This window comes from Marivivens sp. ABH4_498, assembly GCF_056160585.1.
Genome location: NZ_JBSWXL010000005.1, coordinates 119,130 through 134,383 on the forward strand (window position 1 = coordinate 119,130; position 15,254 = coordinate 134,383).

Genomic DNA, 15,254 nt, shown 5'->3' on the forward strand with positions numbered 1-15,254 from the left:
TTTAGGTCCCGATTATTCGGCCGATAGCCAAACCGAGCCGTAGTCGTTCTGCGGATCGCGATACATGTTGTGCGCGTGATCGCCATAGCCGCCCGCATCGCCGCGCTCGGGCGAATATTCCATCACCAAATCAGGTCCCGTGATGCGATAGTAGGCAGTTCCGACCCCGTCCTGTGGCCCCCACCAGCCGAAATATGTCTCGTCCAGACCTGCCTCGACCACGGCCATTTTTGCAGCGAAATCATCTGCATTCATGAAACCCATGCGGATCGCGATAACGTCCAGCAGCGCGGCCCGCTGCGCCATGTTCAATTCACTGCCTTTGATACCTTCGGCAGCAACCACGGTCCCAAACTCCCCTGGCCCCAGCAGCAAAGACGCGCGCGAGTTAGAACGGACAGCAACCGCGCGCTGATCTTCGTCCAACAGATCAAGGAAACCCCGTGCCGCCTGCGCTTCATCGCCAGCGATAAAGACCTCTTCGCCTTCAAAGGTGATGTTCAACGGCTCGCCCCCGGTCAACATCGGCGAAAACGTCAGGTCAGGGCCAAAGAAGGTGACATTGATGGCAAGGTGATGCCCACCGAATTGCAGCATCCACGGCGCATCGACCGATGGCATGCCAAGGAACGACACATAGTAGTAATCCGAAGAAAACCGCCATCCGTCCAGCGTATCTTCGGCGGCCAATTGCAGGTGCACATTCCGCAGGCCCTTGTCGCTCATTACCGTGCCCAAAAGCTGTTCCAGCAGCGCCCATTGCTCTGCGCTCATTTCATCGCGGCGCAGACCCTGACGGTCAACCACGCCTTCGGGGAAGTTGGACCAGTTGGCGCGCTGCGCATCATCGGACAGATCGAACAGCACTTTCGCTGTCTCAGCCTCGTTCAGCGACGCAAGGAAAGCGTCAGCCGACGCCACAATCGCCTCGGCTTGCGCATCGGGCGCAGGCACGTCGAACGTTGTCTTTAGGTCAATCGACGCAGGCGGGTTGGAACGCGTCTGCGCATTACTTTGCTCGCTCATCAGGGTAAAGCCCAACCCAACCAATGCCGCGGCACCGATGCCCCCTGCAAAAAGTCGTTTTTTCATTTCAGTCTTCCTTCGTTTCTTCGTCTGTGAATTTTGTTGTTACTCGGGCCCTGTCAGGCGCAGATCGACCCCCAGCCCTGACCGCGTGATCGCAGCGCCCAAACCATCGTCAGACAGCGCCTGTGTCAGATAGGGTTGGATCTGCCAGTCGTGGGCGATCTGTTCGTAGCCCATCTCGAAAACGACAGTGCTGCTTTGCGATAGCGGGGCCTCTGTGCGGGCTTCGATACGGATCGCGCTATGGCCTGCGGCCACTTCGTCGCGGCTTGGGCGATTGACCTGCGACAGGGTCCAATCCTTCTGGTGTCCATCGACGACCAACACGGTCTGTGCCAGAACCGCATGGGCGAATGCCTCTGCCTCTACGTGGCTAAGCACCCCGTTTCCGTCGGTGTCTATAAAGTCGAAAATCTCGGCCCCTTCGACGTTGGACGGAACGATGGTCACCACAGTGCGCAGTTCGCTATGATCCAGAACCAAGGCCGCTTGTTGTTCGACATAAGAATGCGGATGAGCCGCGGCGACGGACGCAAAAAGCGCGGCACCAGCAGCCAGAAAAATAGGTTTCATACAGTCTCCGTTTGTGTGGATGTGCGCGCTTCTCGGTCCAGATACATCGCCTGAATTCCATTGGCGCGCGCCAGCGCTGGCCCGACCGTGCGGTCCAGCACCATCAACGCCGTGGCCCATGCGTCCGCCGTCATGCAGTCGGGCGCCAGTACAGTCACCGATGCGGGGGAATGCATCAGCGGCGCGTTCAGATCGGGGTTCATCGTATGGCTGTAACGGGCCGTGCCCACGTCGACCCAATGGCGGTAGTCCCCCGAGGTCGCAATCGCGGTGCCTGACAGTTCCATCATCGAATGCACCGCGCGAGTGTGGTAATCGGGTTTCTCGATCGCAATCGGCCATAGCGATCCATCAGGCCGCGTGCCAACACAGCGCAGATCGCCATCAATCCCAGCGGTCAGGGCCGTGATCCCATGATCTGTCGCAACTTCGATCAGACGGTCGACGCCAAAACCTTTGGCGATCCCATTCAGGTCAAATTGCACATCGGCCACGCGCCGCACCTTTGTGCCATCGATTTCTAGCGCATGACGCGCTTTGGGGCGGTTTCGGGTCTGAAGTAGCGCCGAGACTTTGACCGGATCCGCCGCCTTGGGGCCAAATCCCCACGCTGCAACCGCCTGCCCGACCGCAATGTCAAAGGCCCCGCCGGACGCCGTTTCAACCTCCAGCGCGCGGGTCAGGACGCGGCAAATTTCGGTGGGCATGTCTATCCACGTACCCACCGCCGCGCTGTTCAGCGCACACAGATCACTATGCGGCGACCAAAGCGACATTTGCGCATCGACGCGGTTAACCGCTTTTTGTAGCGCCGCCTGTAGGGGCGCTGGGTCAAACCCTTTGGCCGTCCAGAACTGTACATGCCAACGGGTGCCCATCGTCGGCCCGTTCAGGTCTAAACGGCATAGTCCGTTAGAAAACATCGGTTGCATAGCGGCCCTCCGACTCGAGTGCGCGGACCGATAGGCCAAGCGGCGCGATGATTTCATCGATTGCATCACGCACCCCCGCACCCATATCGCGGCCGCCGCAGATCTTCACATGGGCCCCACGTGAAATCAGGTCGCGCACGCAGGCAGCGTCGTCACGCAATGCAGTTTGGACGTAGCGCGGCTGCGCTGAACGCGACAAAGCAACGGTCATTTCCGTGAGCCGACCATCGGCCTCCCACTGTTCCAGATCGGCTTCGAACGGTAGACCGCCCGCGCGGGTGCGCATGCCGAAAAACAAATGCGCCTCGCGGTGATTAGTGTTGGCGCGCACCATCCCTGCCAGCGCCCCGATGCCAGCCCCGGCCCCGATCAGCAGGATCGGCGCGCGGCCTTTGGGCAGGTGGAAATGGGCATTGGGCGTCACATAGGCGGCAATCTCTTCGCCCAGTTTCATCGCGCACAGTTGGGTAGAGGCCAGACCGCCAGGAACCTTGCGCACACAGATTTCGGCAAAACCGTCACGGGATCCAGAGGCCAATGAATAGGCCCGCGGGCTTTCGTCGCCCTGGGGGATTATGTTTAGTAGATCGCCCGCTTCAAAGCCGGCAAATCCACGCCCAAGAAACCGATCCATCACTGATCGTTTGGGCAACGCAAACCGCAGCACAGCCATAGGCGCTTGGGCAGTTTCGCCATGCATGGTTTTCGCCACCAGCCGCAGAGATTGGGTCGGGCGGAGTTCTAAATCAGCAGCGATATCGCCCAAGTCCAGCCCATGTGCCGCGCCATAGGCAAAGCCAAAGTTGGTGAAATCGTTTGACGACTGGCGATCCACCGTCTGCGGGTCCATCGCCAGCGTCCACCCCTTGGCGCGCGCCGCGCGCGCCACTGCATCGGCATAGCCGCAAAACGCAGGATAGGTGCTGTCACCAAACCCCAGAATGGTCAGCCCCATGCGCGGGACATCGTCCATTTTGTCAAGTTCTGCAATGAATTCACGCGCGCTTTGCGGGGCATCACCGTCGCCATAAGTGGCGGCAAAAACCACGATAGATTTGGCCGATGTGTAGCGGGCAGGCGCAAAATGGTTCATGTCGTCCAGATGCACGCTCTGCCCTGCATTGGTCAGGGATTTGGCAAAGGCATTGGCAAAGCGCCACGTGGTCCCGCCTTCGGATCCGACCAGCAGAACAACATCCGCCATTTCGGGCTGGACTGTAGGCGCGCGCGGCGCACGGCTGCGCCCCCCAAGCCAGACCATCACGCCCGTCACAGATAGCAGCGGCACAGTCAAGGACATCAGCCCCAAAACCAGCCCAAGCAGCGACGCGCCTTGGCCCGTATGCAGCAGGTGGACCAGCGACATCGCCCAAGACCACGCAGAGCGATCTTCCCACGTAAGCATATCGCCTGTTGCTGGATCGACCGTACCGGCACCATCGCGGGTTTCGACCTCGAACACCGCGCCCGCCATACCATCGCGCGGCAGGATCACGCCGCGTAGATCATCCCCCGAAATAGCCGTCAAAGCGGTCAGATCAGAGGCGGGCAAGGCAGCGGCTTCGCTGACCGCGTTCGGCATCGGCGCCAGTGGGTTCGGATCGGGCACCACGCCCAATGTGGCCAGCCCCATCCATGTGCCCGTTGCCGCCGACAGGATAATCCCGACGCCTGCCACACGGGCGACTTTCAGGTGCAATCCCCCTGCCCCGTCGCCACGATCACGGATGAACAGTTTACGCCACCCGCCCAAACGGCGCGCAGCCATCGCATAGCCAGACAGACCCAGCACGACCATAGCGCCGGAGGCGATCAAAACCGCCAACGCGCCCGCATCGGACAGGAAAAGATTGCGGTGCAGGTTTTCGAACCACAGTTCCACCTGCCCCGTATTCAAAGGGCCGATCACGGCCCCCGTCGCGGCATCGATTTCAAGCCGTTGAAACCCTTCGGCATCGAACGCGGTGACGCTTACTACACCGTTATCGTCGATAGAAATGGCTTGCGCCCCGTCCACATTTTCCTGCACCGCCTGAACCAACGCGCCCGCATTCAGCCGATCCGCCGTGCGGTCCGCCGAAAGCATCGGAAACACGGACAAAACCACCCCCGTCAGGGAAATGGTGATCAACAAAACAGCGGTCGTTAGACCCGCCCAGCGGTGTAGGAAACGAAACAACGCGACCTCCTACATATCAAAGGTAAACGAGGCGATGAAACCTTTGCCAGAAACCGGCTCTCCAGCGGCTTCGTCGGTTAGGGGGACGATCACTTCGGCAGGCATATTCGCCATGTGTTCGACAGAACTGTCCACGCGAATTTGGTAGCCTGCGTTGATCAACGCGTCCTCTACATCCACCGTGACCGACAGCGATCGGCCAGAGCCGACAGACGCCCCAGACAGGCCCGCAATTTCGCTGGCGTCCCCGTTCGTGGCTAGAAACCAGTCGCGCAGTGAATCCCACCAACGCGCTTTGCCCGCGGCCAGCCACAGGTGACGCACGTAATTGCCGTCTGTATCTGTGATGTAATAGGCAAGATAGGCTTTTTCGCCCCCGTAATTCGCCATATCCGTATCAAGAGTGATCTCTGTCGCGTTCGCGGCCAAAGGCGTGGTTATCGCTGTGGTCGCAGCCAAGGCACTGATCAGGGTTTTCATCGTGCTAACTCCTAGATTCGGGGCACCCCCCCCAAGAATGATGCCCTGTTGTCGCGCACCCACCTGAAGCGTACCTTAAGGAACGCGCCGCCTGTCTTAAGCTTGCCTTCAGGTCCGAAGCACATTGTAATCCGACACGACATTCAGGGATTTGATCATGCGCATTCTACTCGTCGAAGATGACACCACCTTGGGCGCCGCCGTTGCTGATCAGGTCCGCGCGGATGGCCATGTGGTCGATCATGTCATGCGACTGGACGACGCCGAGGCCGCGCTGACCGCTTCCCCTTTTGACCTTATGTTGCTTGATCTGATGCTGCCCGACGGGCGCGGCGTTCCCTTTTTGAAAGAGCGGCGGGCCAAGGGCGATGTCACCCCCGTTATCATCCTGACCGCGCTTGATCAGGTTTCGGACCGTATCGCGGGACTGACGGCGGGCGCCGATGACTATCTGGTTAAACCCTTTGATCTGGCCGAACTTTCGGCCAGAATTGGATCTGTTCTGCGCCGCTACACGGGCAATCCCAACCCGTTGATAGAACACGGCGACCTGTGCATTGATCTGGCCGCCAAACAAGTCACCAAAGAGGGCAGCCCCGTTGCGCTCACAGCCCGCGAATGGGCTGTATTCGAAACGCTTTTAGCCCGCCCGAACCAGATCGTCGGCAAACCCGACCTAGAAGAAGCGCTATACAGTTTCGATGACAGCATCGGCTCTAACACAATCGAAGTGCACGTCAGCCACCTGCGCAAGAAACTTGGCCGGTCGGTGATCGAAACCGCGCGCGGCCTTGGCTACCGATTGGGCGAACCATGATCCGTATTTCCCGTCCAGCCTCGCTTCGTGCGCGTATCGGCCTGTTCGTCGGTGCGCTTGTCACCGTTTTTTGGATCATTGCTGCGCTGACGACTTCGCACCTTTTGTTTGACGAAGTGAACAAGGCCTTTGACCGCGAATTGCGCGTCACCGCCGACCGTATCCTGCCTATTGTATTGCATGAACGCTATGACGATGACGACGATTTCGACTCCAGACCGTCGCATGAATACAAGGCACTGCGCCGATTGGATGATGACGACATCGAATTTATAATCATCTCTCAAACCCGCGGCACGATCCTGACGTCGCGCAATGCCAGTGATCTTACATTTCCCACCGAAGACGGATTTCACACGATTGGCGAATGGCGTTTCTATGTAGACACCGCGCGTCGCGGCGATGTGCAGATCGCCATCGCCCGCCCAGTCGAAGCCCGCGAAGAAATCGCAGCTGCAACCCTGCTGGCCCTGACCTGGCCGCTGGTCATCATCATCCCTCTCACCCTCCTTGGGATCGCTCTTTTGGTGCGCCGCGAGCTGCGACCACTGGGAACGTTAGAGGCAGAAATGTCTACGCGCGGGCCGACGAATTTGACACCGATCCAGCCCGAAACGCTCCCGTCCGAGCTGGTTCCCGTCACCGAAAGCGCCAATCGCCTGCTGGCGCGCATCGAAGCTGGATTCGAAGCCGAGCGCAGCTTTGCCTCTAACGCCGCCCATGAAATGCGCACCCCACTTGCCGGTGCCATTGCCCAAGCCCAACGCCTGATGTCCGAAACCGACGATCCCGATGCGATTGCCCGCGCCCGCGAAATCGAGTCATCGCTGAAACGGTTGGGCCGCTATGGCGAAAAATTGATGCAAATGGCCCGTGCCGAAGGGGCGCGCCTGCGCACCGGCGAACCATTGGATGTGCGCCCCGTGGTCCAGATCGTGCTAGAGGATTTCATCCGAACACACGGAGCGGACCGCTTCGACCTGTTGCTGCCCGAAACACCAGTCACCAGCGATCTGGATCCCGATGCGATGGGAATTGTGCTGCGCAATCTTGTCGAAAATGCCCTAACCCATGGGGCCCCAGAAACGCCCATATCCGTCGATCTAAGCCCAGATCGGGTGTTGCGTGTCGCCAATGACGGCCCGCGCCTAAACGCGCAGACCCTCGCCCGTCTCCAAGGCCGCTTTATGCGCGGCGATGGCGCGGGTAACGGCAGCGGTTTGGGCCTGTCGATCGTCCGCATCATCACCGAACGTAGCAACGCAGATTTCACCCTGACATCGCCAAGACAAGCACATGACGACGGTGTAGAGGCTTGTTTTTCTTTCTAGGCTCAGACGTTTTTCCCAGTGTCAGGTTCCAAACCCAAGCGGTCAAAGAAAGCGGACGTTAAGGCCCGCGGCTACCATTCCCAATAGGGAACACCTTTGGTTTCATCGCCAAAGGTGTCATCGAAATAGAAATCACAGTCCAATTGCGCGCCGAAATAGGCTGCCGTTGAAAAGTGGCCCGCAGATAACTGAACCACGTCGCGATGCGACGCAAACGACGCGACACAGGGGACGGTGCGGGTCATTTCCCGTGGCAGGCTGATGATTTGGGCGCGGTATTGCGACATTCGGCGCCAAAGCGATTGAAGGCGTTCTTCGATTGGCCCCCCGCGATCAACCCCGCTCAGCAGGCTAAACCTAGAAAAATCATAAACACCTTTGCCCGACGGGCGATTGTCGCCAATGGACCAACATTTCCCATCACCGGAAAACCCCAAATGACTTTCTATGAAAGATAGCGGTTGGGATGAAACGATCGTGAGGTATGCATAGCTGTCATTTTCGGCGGACATCAGGGTAGACACTCCCATTTTCGGTACTAATTCCACTGTGCACCGCTGAAATTCAGCGCGAATACGTCGGCCCATGCACTATCCGAGATTGCACAGCTATCGCGCAAGACGCCATATCTGCCAATCATTTTGCCCAGACTTTAGGCAGTTTACGTTTGGTAAACGCAAATATACCAGAATCTTAAAAATACCTTTGCTCGGATTATTTCAGTCGCGCTACCGATTAGGGGCCGAGGCGACAGAGCCTCGATCATGCCGCAACGGCGCGGCGAAATACGATCAAAGACACTGATCCTTTTTGTCCAAGAAAGCGACATTAGGCACGGTCAGACTAATCCCAATCAATTCCGTTCGTATGGATATCCTGCGCGGCCCGCTTCGGCCGTTACGATATCGCGTCTCGCCTAACCTAATGTCACGACATTTGTCGATCGCGGCAGATCCAATTCAACTTTTCCAAACCCGCCAAACATTTGGCGACGCATTACCGAATTCATCCTCCAGCGCCCGATATCGGGCAACCCATTTATCGAAAGGAATATTGACATGTCATATGTCGCTCCAAAGGAATTTGCGGCCAAAATGGTCGATGCAGGTGAATCCAAAATCTTTATGTCGACCAAAGACACCCTGATCCGTTCCTACATGGCGGGGGCAATTCTGGCGCTTGCGGCTGCGTTTGCGGTCACCATCGCGGTGAATACCGGCAATTTCTTGGTTGCGTCGCTGCTATTCCCTGTTGGTTTCTGTACGCTGTATCTGCTGGGTTTTGACCTGTTGACCGGCGTGTTCACATTGGCGCCTTTGGCGGTGATTGCGAAACGTCCCGGCTGTACGTGGAAAGGCGTATTCCGTAACTGGGGCCTTGTATTCTGCGGCAACTTTGCTGGCGCGATGACCACCGCGGTTCTAATGGCCATCGTGTTCACCACCGGTTTCAGCTCGGAACCAAACGCCGTTGGACAAAGAATTGGCACCATCGGCGAAGCCCGCACCTTGGGCTATGCAGCAGCTGGCGGCGCTGGGTTGCTGACGGTGTTTGTGCGCGCTGTTCTGTGTAACTGGATGGTGTCCACCGGCGTTGTTGCGGCAATGGTTTCGACTTCGACCTCGGGCAAAATCATGGCGATGTGGATGCCGATCCTGATTTTCTTCTACCTGGGCTTTGAACACTCGATCGTGAACATGTACCTGTTCCCATCGGGCATCATGCTGGGCGGTGAGTTCACTTGGGGTGACTACCTGCTGTACAACGAAATCCCCGTTGTTCTGGGTAACCTTGTCGGCGGTCTGACCTTTGTTGGCGGCATGATCTACGCGACCCATTTCCGTGAATCGCCAAAGCGCAACGCAGCCCGCAACGACGACATGTCGGTTCCTGCTGAATAAACTGCATATCACTGGCCCCGCGCTATCGGGGCCAGTATTTTGCCGGAGACAGTGATGCCAAAGGATACAAACGCAGCTGCGGACATATCGGTCACGATCGGTCAGTATTCTGATGCGGGCGCGAAATCCGAAAATCAGGATTTTCATGGCGCGCTGATCCCAACAGGATCGCATCAGTTCCTAAAGGGCATCACACTGGCTGTGGCAGACGGCATATCATCATCCAAAGTCAGCCGCCTTGCATCCGAAACAGCCGTCAAATCGCTATTAACTGACTATTACGCAACGTCTGACGCATGGACGGTCAAAACCGCCGCGACCCGCGTGATATCCGCCACCAATGCGTGGCTTCATGGGCAGAATAATTCCGTCGAAGACGTAAACGCAGGCCATGTCTGCACCTTATCTGCCTTGATCGTAAAAGGCCGAAACGCACATATTTTCCATGTTGGTGACAGCCGCGTCAGCCGTCTGTCGGGCGCCAGCCTAGAACCCCTGACCGAAGATCACCGCATCATCCTATCCCCCGAAGAAAGCTATCTGGCGCGGGGCATGGGCATGGACAGCACGGTAGACATCGACTATCGCCGCGTCGCCATCGCAGCCAACGATGTCTTTGTTCTAACAACCGACGGCGTACACGAATTCATCAGCGCCACGACTGTCCAACAGGCGCTAAAACAACCGACGCTGGATGACGCCGCGCGCTATTTGGCCGAAACCGCCCGAGACAGCGGCAGTCGCGATAACCTGACGGTTCAAATTTTACGGGTCGACAAATTACCCGATACGGATGCCGATTTTGAAATCGAAGGGGCGCGGTTACCGATCCCGCCTTTGCAAAAATCGGGCGACGTCATCGACGGTTTCCGCATCGAACGGCAGATCCACGCAACCGCGCGCAGCCATGTCTATTTGGCCACTACCCCAAATGGTCGTCGCGTTGCGCTGAAAATTCCGGCATCTGATACGGCGCAAGATGCCGACTATATTCGCCGGTTTTTGCTAGAGGAATGGATCGCGCGTCGTCTGAATTCATCGCATGTTCTACGTGCGGGCGAAACGCCCGACCAACGCACCGCGCTATACGTCGTCACCGAATTTATCGAAGGCATCACCCTTCGCCAATGGATGACGGATAACCCTTCGCCAAACCTAAATCAGGTGCGCGATATCATCGGTCAAATTTCGGCTGGCGTACGGGCATTTCACCGCCGCGAAATGGTGCATCAGGACCTGCGCCCCGAAAACATTATGATCGATCCGAATGGTACGGTGAAGATCATTGATCTGGGTTCCACTGCCGTCGCTGGCGTCGAAGAGGCCGCCCCAGGAATGCTGGGGCAACTGCCTGGAACATATCAATATACCGCACCCGAATATTTTTCCGGCGATCCAATCAGTTGGCGATCAGACCAATACGCGGTTGGGGCGATGGCCTATGAAATGCTGACTGGTCGTTTGCCCTATGGTGCGAATGTGGCGCGGATTACGAACCGCCGCGATCAGATGCGGTTAAATTACCAACCCGCCCGCGACGATGACAGCCCCGTCCCCGCGTGGATGGATCAGGCGTTACGCCGCGCCACCCACCCCGATCCGCTGTGCCGTTATGATGCGCTGTCCGAATTTGTTGCTGATCTTTCGCGACCCGGTAGCACATGGGCAGCGACGCAGCACGTGCCACTGGCCCAACGAAATCCCGTCCGTTTCTGGCAATCCGTATCGGCCATTCTAGCCGTCATTTGCCTTTTCCTTGCCGTCCAGATTGTCGGCTAATCAACCCCAGAGGATTATCATGAAAGACCTGACTTTGATCGACACCCTCACCAAAGAAGACATCACAGCCCTAATTATTCAGGCCAAGAAAAAGGCAGGCCTGACGTGGGAAGGTATCGCCGAACAGATCGGGATGTCTCCGGTTTGGACCCATTCGGCCTGCATGGGCATGAACGCCTTTACCGAAGAAAAAGCCAAGGCGCTGGTCGCCCTATTGGACCTGCCAACCGAAGCGATTGATGTTATGGTCGAAAGCCCGACCAAAATCTGGGAACAGACCGTTCCGACCGATCCTTGCATCTATCGCCTGTACGAAATCGTTGGCGTTTACGGCCCAACGATCAAAGCTCTTATCCACGAAAAATTCGGCGACGGCATTATGTCTGCCATTGATTTCGACATGTCGATCGAACGCGTGGAAAACCCCAAAGGCGACCGCGTAAAGATTGAAATGTCTGGCAAATATCTGGGCTACAATAGCTGGTAATCAAATTGCGCGACCCTATCCGTTTACCTTGGTCGCCTGATCGCGACCAAGGTTTTGGCGCCCAAAATCGTTCGCCGCAATTTTCCCGAAACGGCGTATAGATGGACCATTGCGGGTGATTTTCTGACCTTTGCGCAATCACTCCGACCGATTGACGCGACTTGTCTGATGGGTAAATATCGCCCAAAAGACAAAGGATCAGTCCAATTAGCACGACCGCCAGAAAAACGTTGGTTGCCACGCTTAGTGATACGTTGCGCCAAATGATACAGGCAGGCCAATTCCAAATTGGCGATCGCCTTCCCAGCGAAGCACAGTTGACCCGCGATCATTCTGTCAGCCGAACTGTCGTGCGCGAAGCAATCGCAGCCTTGCGGGCCGACGGTTTGGTCGAACCCCGTCAGGGATCAGGCGTATATGTGATCGAACGGCAGCCAACGATCCCCGCGCCATTCAAAAATATTAACTTGCATCGATTGTCATCGGTGATCGAACTGTTGGAACTGCGCACCGCTGTAGAAGTAGAAGCGTCTGGTTTGGCCGCGCAACGCTGTAGCCCATCGCAAGAAGAAAAAATCATCCATTGCTTGCGCGCTGTGACGGATGCCAACACCGATCGCAAACCGTCGGGCGAGGCTGATTTTGCGCTGCATCTGGCCATCGCCGAGGCAACAAATAACCCGCGTTTTGTTGAATTTTTACAGATGCTTGGACCTAATTCCATTCCGCGACGTGCATTGGATGAACCTGCACCTGAGCCCGTTCCACAGACATACATTGATCGGATCAACAGCGAACATGATCAGATCGTAAACGCGATTTTACAGCGCGATGATTTGGCAGCACGGGACGCGATGCGCATGCATCTGAAAGGCAGCCAAGAACGGTATCGCAACCTTCTACGCCGATAGAACAGGGCCGAACGGCCTTGTTGACATTTCTAAACTTATCATACAACTAATTCGAGTCATCCGACATGCGTGGTCTGGTGACGCTGAACATGCCTGTCTGCAAGTGAAATTTTTGCACATTTTCGAACCACGTTCGAAGGAGGACACATGTTAAACGTCGAAACGCGCCACGCCATTCACCCCGATCATGCAAAAGGTATGGACACAGCCGAATTACGCCAACATTTTCTGGCCCAAGATATGTTTCACCCAAGTGAAATACGCCTGATTTACACCCATTATGATCGCTTTGTCATGGGCGGTGCAGTGCCAGCAGGTGGCGATCTAACCCTAGACGTGGTTGCAGAAACCAAAACGGCGACATTTCTGGAACGCCGTGAAATGGGCATCGTCAATATTGGCGAAACAGGCACCATTTCCGCGGATGGCCAGACCTATGAAATTGCCCATGGCGAAGTGCTGTATCTGGGCATGGGAACCGGCGCTGTCACATTTTCGGGCGCGGGCCGCTATTACATCACATCTGCGCCTGCCCACCGCAAATGCCCGAACCGTTTGGTGAAACTTGCCGAATGCAAAGAGGTCGAAATGGGTGCGGCTGAAACGTCGAACAAACGCGTTATCCGCCAATTTATTCACCCGTTGGTCATGGATAGCTGCCAATTGATCCTAGGGTACACGTCGCTATTGGATGGGTCCGTTTGGAACACCATGCCCGCCCATATCCACGACCGCCGGATGGAGGCGTATTTGTATTTCGGCATGGACGCCGAAAGCCGCGTTTTGCACCTGATGGGCGACCCACAGGAAACCCGCCACCTGTTTATCGGCAACGAACAGGGCGCTATTTCGCCGTCGTGGTCCATCCATTCGGGCGCAGGCATCGGGGCCTATACGTTCATTTGGGCTATGGCCGGCGACAACGTTGATTACACCGACATGGATTTCATCCAGCCAAAGGATCTGAAATGACCCCGTTTTCTTTGACTGGAAAAACCGCGCTGGTGACAGGTGCGAATACAGGTATTGGTCAGGCGATTGCGGTATCTTTGGCCAATGCGGGCGCAAATGTGATCGCAGCAGGGCGCCGCAGTTGCGCCGAAACGGTTGCGGCCATGGGCGCGGACGAAGAGATGGTTCTGGATTTTGCCGATCCGATGGCCGCCCGCGACGTGTTTGAACGGCCCATCGACATCCTAGTGAACAACGCGGGCATCATTCGCCGCAACGACGCCGTAGATTTCACTGAATCCGATTGGGACGATGTGATGGACGTGAACCTAAAGGCGCTGTTTTTCACCTGTCAGGCCTTTGGCCGCGCGGCGATTGAACGGGGCGCAACGGGCAAAATCGTCAATATTGCTTCGCTTTTGTCGTTTCAGGGCGGCATTCGCGTGCCATCCTATACCGCGTCGAAACATGGCGTTGCGGGCCTGACCAAACTGCTGGCCAATGAATGGGCAGCCAAGGGGATCAACGTGAACGCCATCGCGCCAGGGTATATTGAAACAAACAATACCGAGGCATTGCGAAACGATCCTGATCGCAACTCTGCCATATTGGACCGTATCCCAGCGGGGCGCTGGGGGCAGCCGTCAGACATTGGCGAAACAGCTGTTTTCTTGTCGTCACAGGCCGCGAACTACATTCATGGCGCTGTGCTGAACGTCGATGGCGGGTGGCTGGCGCGCTAACTCGATTGGGCGAGCCGCTCTGCCTGCTCGCCCTCATCATATTGGAACAATTGGCCCGAACGGCTGAGCCTAATTTTTTCGATATGCGCACGCGGGCTAAGGCCCATGGTTTTTTTGAACATCCGCGAAAAATAATAGGGGTCGCTGTACCCGACCCGCGCCGCCGTTTCGCCAACGGAATGGCCGCTTTCCAGAAAATGCATCGCGCGTTCCATCCTACAGAATTCTTGATACTTTCGCGGGGTTCGACCCGTGCGTTTTTGAAATTCGCGCTGGAAATAATCACGATTATAGGGCGCGCGATCCAGTGTTTGTTCCACAACTTGTTCGCCCAGCGGATGGGCCGCGATGTCGGATGCTGCCTGCATCACCGCCAGATCGATGGCCGCAGTGCCCCCAATGCGCTGCGCAGCGTCCGGTTTCCACCGAATGAACGCGTCATTGATCCACGCATTTAGCAAAACCAAAAACTGATGATGCTGCGGCAAAGTCACTGACCCCGCAGGCGCAGCTTGCCGAAAATGATGGACCAACGGTTCGTAAACGGGCCAAGGCGAAATTTCCGCGATCGGGCGCAGCTCCATCAGCTCTAACAGGTTATGTTCGCCAAAAACGGTTAGGTCGAAATGTTGTGCAAGGCCGATGTACCGTTCGCAATCGTCCATCCAGCCAACAAACCGCGTGTGCGGCGGGACCAGCATCGCCTGACCAGGTTTCAACGACAGCCGTTCGCCGTCCAGCAGGTATTCCCCCTGCCCCGACAGACACACAATCAGATCGTAAACAGGGTTAGATTTATCGACGCGCCACGTGGGTTCGTGATCCATACGGATGGTCGATCGGGTCAACGTCAGGGCCATCGCACCGACCGGAACACGGTCCAGAACACCACCTTCGATTTCATCCATCTTTTTCGCCCCCTTTGTGTATCCAATTCAACACATCATTTTGGATAAGTTGTCATACAACATCGGGAATCGCAACGTCAGCGTGCTTTGACCGACTGCCATGGGGATAGGGTGTAGGCGTTATTTACACCTTAGGCAGAGTAAGAGGAGGAAAGACATGGATATAATCTTAG

Annotated in this window: 15 protein-coding genes; 8 read left to right on the forward strand and 7 right to left on the reverse strand. The window is 56.7% G+C overall.

The window, feature by feature from the left end:
• Window positions 1-12: 12 nt before the first annotated feature.
• The 5 genes from ACXAGA_RS12295 to ACXAGA_RS12315 are packed head-to-tail and all read right to left on the reverse strand — an operon-like array spanning window position 13 to window position 5,253.
• Window positions 13-1,092 carry a DUF3500 domain-containing protein gene (locus ACXAGA_RS12295; RefSeq protein ID WP_475117771.1) on the reverse strand — a complete coding sequence of 360 codons (1,080 nt, stop codon included), beginning with the start codon at window positions 1,090-1,092 and terminating at the stop codon, window positions 13-15.
• 39 nt (window positions 1,093-1,131) lie between these two features.
• The gene (locus ACXAGA_RS12300; protein ID WP_475117772.1) at window positions 1,132-1,662 is read right to left on the reverse strand and encodes a hypothetical protein; all 531 of its coding nucleotides are present in this window, start codon (window positions 1,660-1,662) and stop codon (window positions 1,132-1,134) included.
• A complete protein-coding gene (locus tag ACXAGA_RS12305; protein ID WP_475117773.1) occupies window positions 1,659-2,594 on the reverse strand; it encodes an FAD:protein FMN transferase in 936 nt (311 codons plus the stop codon). The genes ACXAGA_RS12300 and ACXAGA_RS12305 overlap by 4 nt, the downstream gene beginning before the upstream one ends.
• Window positions 2,575-4,773 carry a PepSY domain-containing protein gene (locus ACXAGA_RS12310; protein WP_475117774.1) on the reverse strand — a complete coding sequence of 733 codons (2,199 nt, stop codon included), beginning with the start codon at window positions 4,771-4,773 and terminating at the stop codon, window positions 2,575-2,577. Before ACXAGA_RS12310 ends, ACXAGA_RS12305 begins: the two co-directional genes overlap by 20 nt.
• Before the next feature lie 9 nt (window positions 4,774-4,782).
• The gene (locus ACXAGA_RS12315; RefSeq protein WP_475117775.1) at window positions 4,783-5,253 is read right to left on the reverse strand and encodes a DUF2271 domain-containing protein; all 471 of its coding nucleotides are present in this window, start codon (window positions 5,251-5,253) and stop codon (window positions 4,783-4,785) included.
• Window positions 5,254-5,410: 157 nt separating this feature from the next.
• Between ACXAGA_RS12315 and ACXAGA_RS12320 the strand changes: the two genes are divergently transcribed.
• The gene (locus tag ACXAGA_RS12320; protein WP_475117776.1) at window positions 5,411-6,070 is read left to right on the forward strand and encodes a response regulator; all 660 of its coding nucleotides are present in this window, start codon (window positions 5,411-5,413) and stop codon (window positions 6,068-6,070) included.
• Complete coding sequence (locus ACXAGA_RS12325) at window positions 6,067-7,401, forward strand: ATP-binding protein (protein ID WP_475117777.1); 1,335 nt, start codon at window positions 6,067-6,069, stop codon at window positions 7,399-7,401. Before ACXAGA_RS12320 ends, ACXAGA_RS12325 begins: the two co-directional genes overlap by 4 nt.
• A 71-nt stretch (window positions 7,402-7,472) precedes the next feature.
• Here ACXAGA_RS12325 and ACXAGA_RS12330 read toward each other — a convergent pair whose 3' ends face one another.
• Window positions 7,473-7,913: a hypothetical protein gene (locus tag ACXAGA_RS12330; RefSeq protein ID WP_475117778.1), complete on the reverse strand. Its 441-nt coding sequence runs from the start codon at window positions 7,911-7,913 to the stop codon at window positions 7,473-7,475.
• Between the two features lie 546 nt (window positions 7,914-8,459).
• Between ACXAGA_RS12330 and ACXAGA_RS12335 the strand changes: the two genes are divergently transcribed.
• From ACXAGA_RS12335 to kduD, 6 genes are all read left to right on the forward strand, one after another.
• Complete coding sequence (locus ACXAGA_RS12335; protein ID WP_475117779.1) at window positions 8,460-9,302, forward strand: formate/nitrite transporter family protein; 843 nt, start codon at window positions 8,460-8,462, stop codon at window positions 9,300-9,302.
• Window positions 9,303-9,356: 54 nt separating this feature from the next.
• A complete protein-coding gene (locus ACXAGA_RS12340; protein WP_475117780.1) occupies window positions 9,357-11,081 on the forward strand; it encodes a bifunctional protein-serine/threonine kinase/phosphatase in 1,725 nt (574 codons plus the stop codon).
• 19 nt (window positions 11,082-11,100) lie between these two features.
• Window positions 11,101-11,568 carry a cyanase gene (gene cynS, locus ACXAGA_RS12345; protein ID WP_475117781.1) on the forward strand — a complete coding sequence of 156 codons (468 nt, stop codon included), beginning with the start codon at window positions 11,101-11,103 and terminating at the stop codon, window positions 11,566-11,568.
• A gap of 230 nt (window positions 11,569-11,798) precedes the next feature.
• Window positions 11,799-12,479: a FadR/GntR family transcriptional regulator gene (locus tag ACXAGA_RS12350; protein WP_475117782.1), complete on the forward strand. Its 681-nt coding sequence runs from the start codon at window positions 11,799-11,801 to the stop codon at window positions 12,477-12,479.
• Window positions 12,480-12,626: 147 nt separating this feature from the next.
• Window positions 12,627-13,451 carry a 5-dehydro-4-deoxy-D-glucuronate isomerase gene (kduI, locus tag ACXAGA_RS12355; protein ID WP_475117783.1) on the forward strand — a complete coding sequence of 275 codons (825 nt, stop codon included), beginning with the start codon at window positions 12,627-12,629 and terminating at the stop codon, window positions 13,449-13,451.
• Window positions 13,448-14,173 (forward strand): 2-dehydro-3-deoxy-D-gluconate 5-dehydrogenase KduD, encoded by a 726-nt coding sequence (kduD, locus tag ACXAGA_RS12360; RefSeq protein WP_475117784.1) that lies wholly within the window; start codon window positions 13,448-13,450, stop codon window positions 14,171-14,173. The genes kduI and kduD overlap by 4 nt, the downstream gene beginning before the upstream one ends.
• Here kduD and ACXAGA_RS12365 read toward each other — a convergent pair.
• Window positions 14,170-15,081, reverse strand: coding sequence for a helix-turn-helix domain-containing protein (locus ACXAGA_RS12365; RefSeq protein WP_475117785.1), 912 nt, complete (start codon window positions 15,079-15,081; stop codon window positions 14,170-14,172). The genes kduD and ACXAGA_RS12365 overlap by 4 nt on opposite strands.
• Window positions 15,082-15,254: the final 173 nt, after the last annotated feature.

What these genes read in the sequence shown, in the direction of transcription:
- ACXAGA_RS12315 (WP_475117775.1), bottom strand. Translation starts at nt 5,253, where the DNA reads ATGAAAACCCTGATCAGTGCCTTGGCTGCGACCACAGCGATAACCACG.
- ACXAGA_RS12295 (WP_475117771.1), bottom strand. Translation starts at nt 1,092, where the DNA reads ATGAAAAAACGACTTTTTGCAGGGGGCATCGGTGCCGCGGCATTGGTT.
- ACXAGA_RS12365 (WP_475117785.1), bottom strand. Translation starts at nt 15,081, where the DNA reads ATGGATGAAATCGAAGGTGGTGTTCTGGACCGTGTTCCGGTCGGTGCG.
- ACXAGA_RS12300 (WP_475117772.1), bottom strand. Translation starts at nt 1,662, where the DNA reads ATGAAACCTATTTTTCTGGCTGCTGGTGCCGCGCTTTTTGCGTCCGTC.
- cynS (WP_475117781.1), top strand. Translation starts at nt 11,101, where the DNA reads ATGAAAGACCTGACTTTGATCGACACCCTCACCAAAGAAGACATCACA.
- ACXAGA_RS12320 (WP_475117776.1), top strand. Translation starts at nt 5,411, where the DNA reads ATGCGCATTCTACTCGTCGAAGATGACACCACCTTGGGCGCCGCCGTT.
- ACXAGA_RS12335 (WP_475117779.1), top strand. Translation starts at nt 8,460, where the DNA reads ATGTCATATGTCGCTCCAAAGGAATTTGCGGCCAAAATGGTCGATGCA.
- ACXAGA_RS12330 (WP_475117778.1), bottom strand. Translation starts at nt 7,913, where the DNA reads ATGTCCGCCGAAAATGACAGCTATGCATACCTCACGATCGTTTCATCC.
- kduD (WP_475117784.1), top strand. Translation starts at nt 13,448, where the DNA reads ATGACCCCGTTTTCTTTGACTGGAAAAACCGCGCTGGTGACAGGTGCG.
- ACXAGA_RS12305 (WP_475117773.1), bottom strand. Translation starts at nt 2,594, where the DNA reads ATGCAACCGATGTTTTCTAACGGACTATGCCGTTTAGACCTGAACGGG.
- kduI (WP_475117783.1), top strand. Translation starts at nt 12,627, where the DNA reads ATGTTAAACGTCGAAACGCGCCACGCCATTCACCCCGATCATGCAAAA.
- ACXAGA_RS12325 (WP_475117777.1), top strand. Translation starts at nt 6,067, where the DNA reads ATGATCCGTATTTCCCGTCCAGCCTCGCTTCGTGCGCGTATCGGCCTG.
- ACXAGA_RS12340 (WP_475117780.1), top strand. Translation starts at nt 9,357, where the DNA reads ATGCCAAAGGATACAAACGCAGCTGCGGACATATCGGTCACGATCGGT.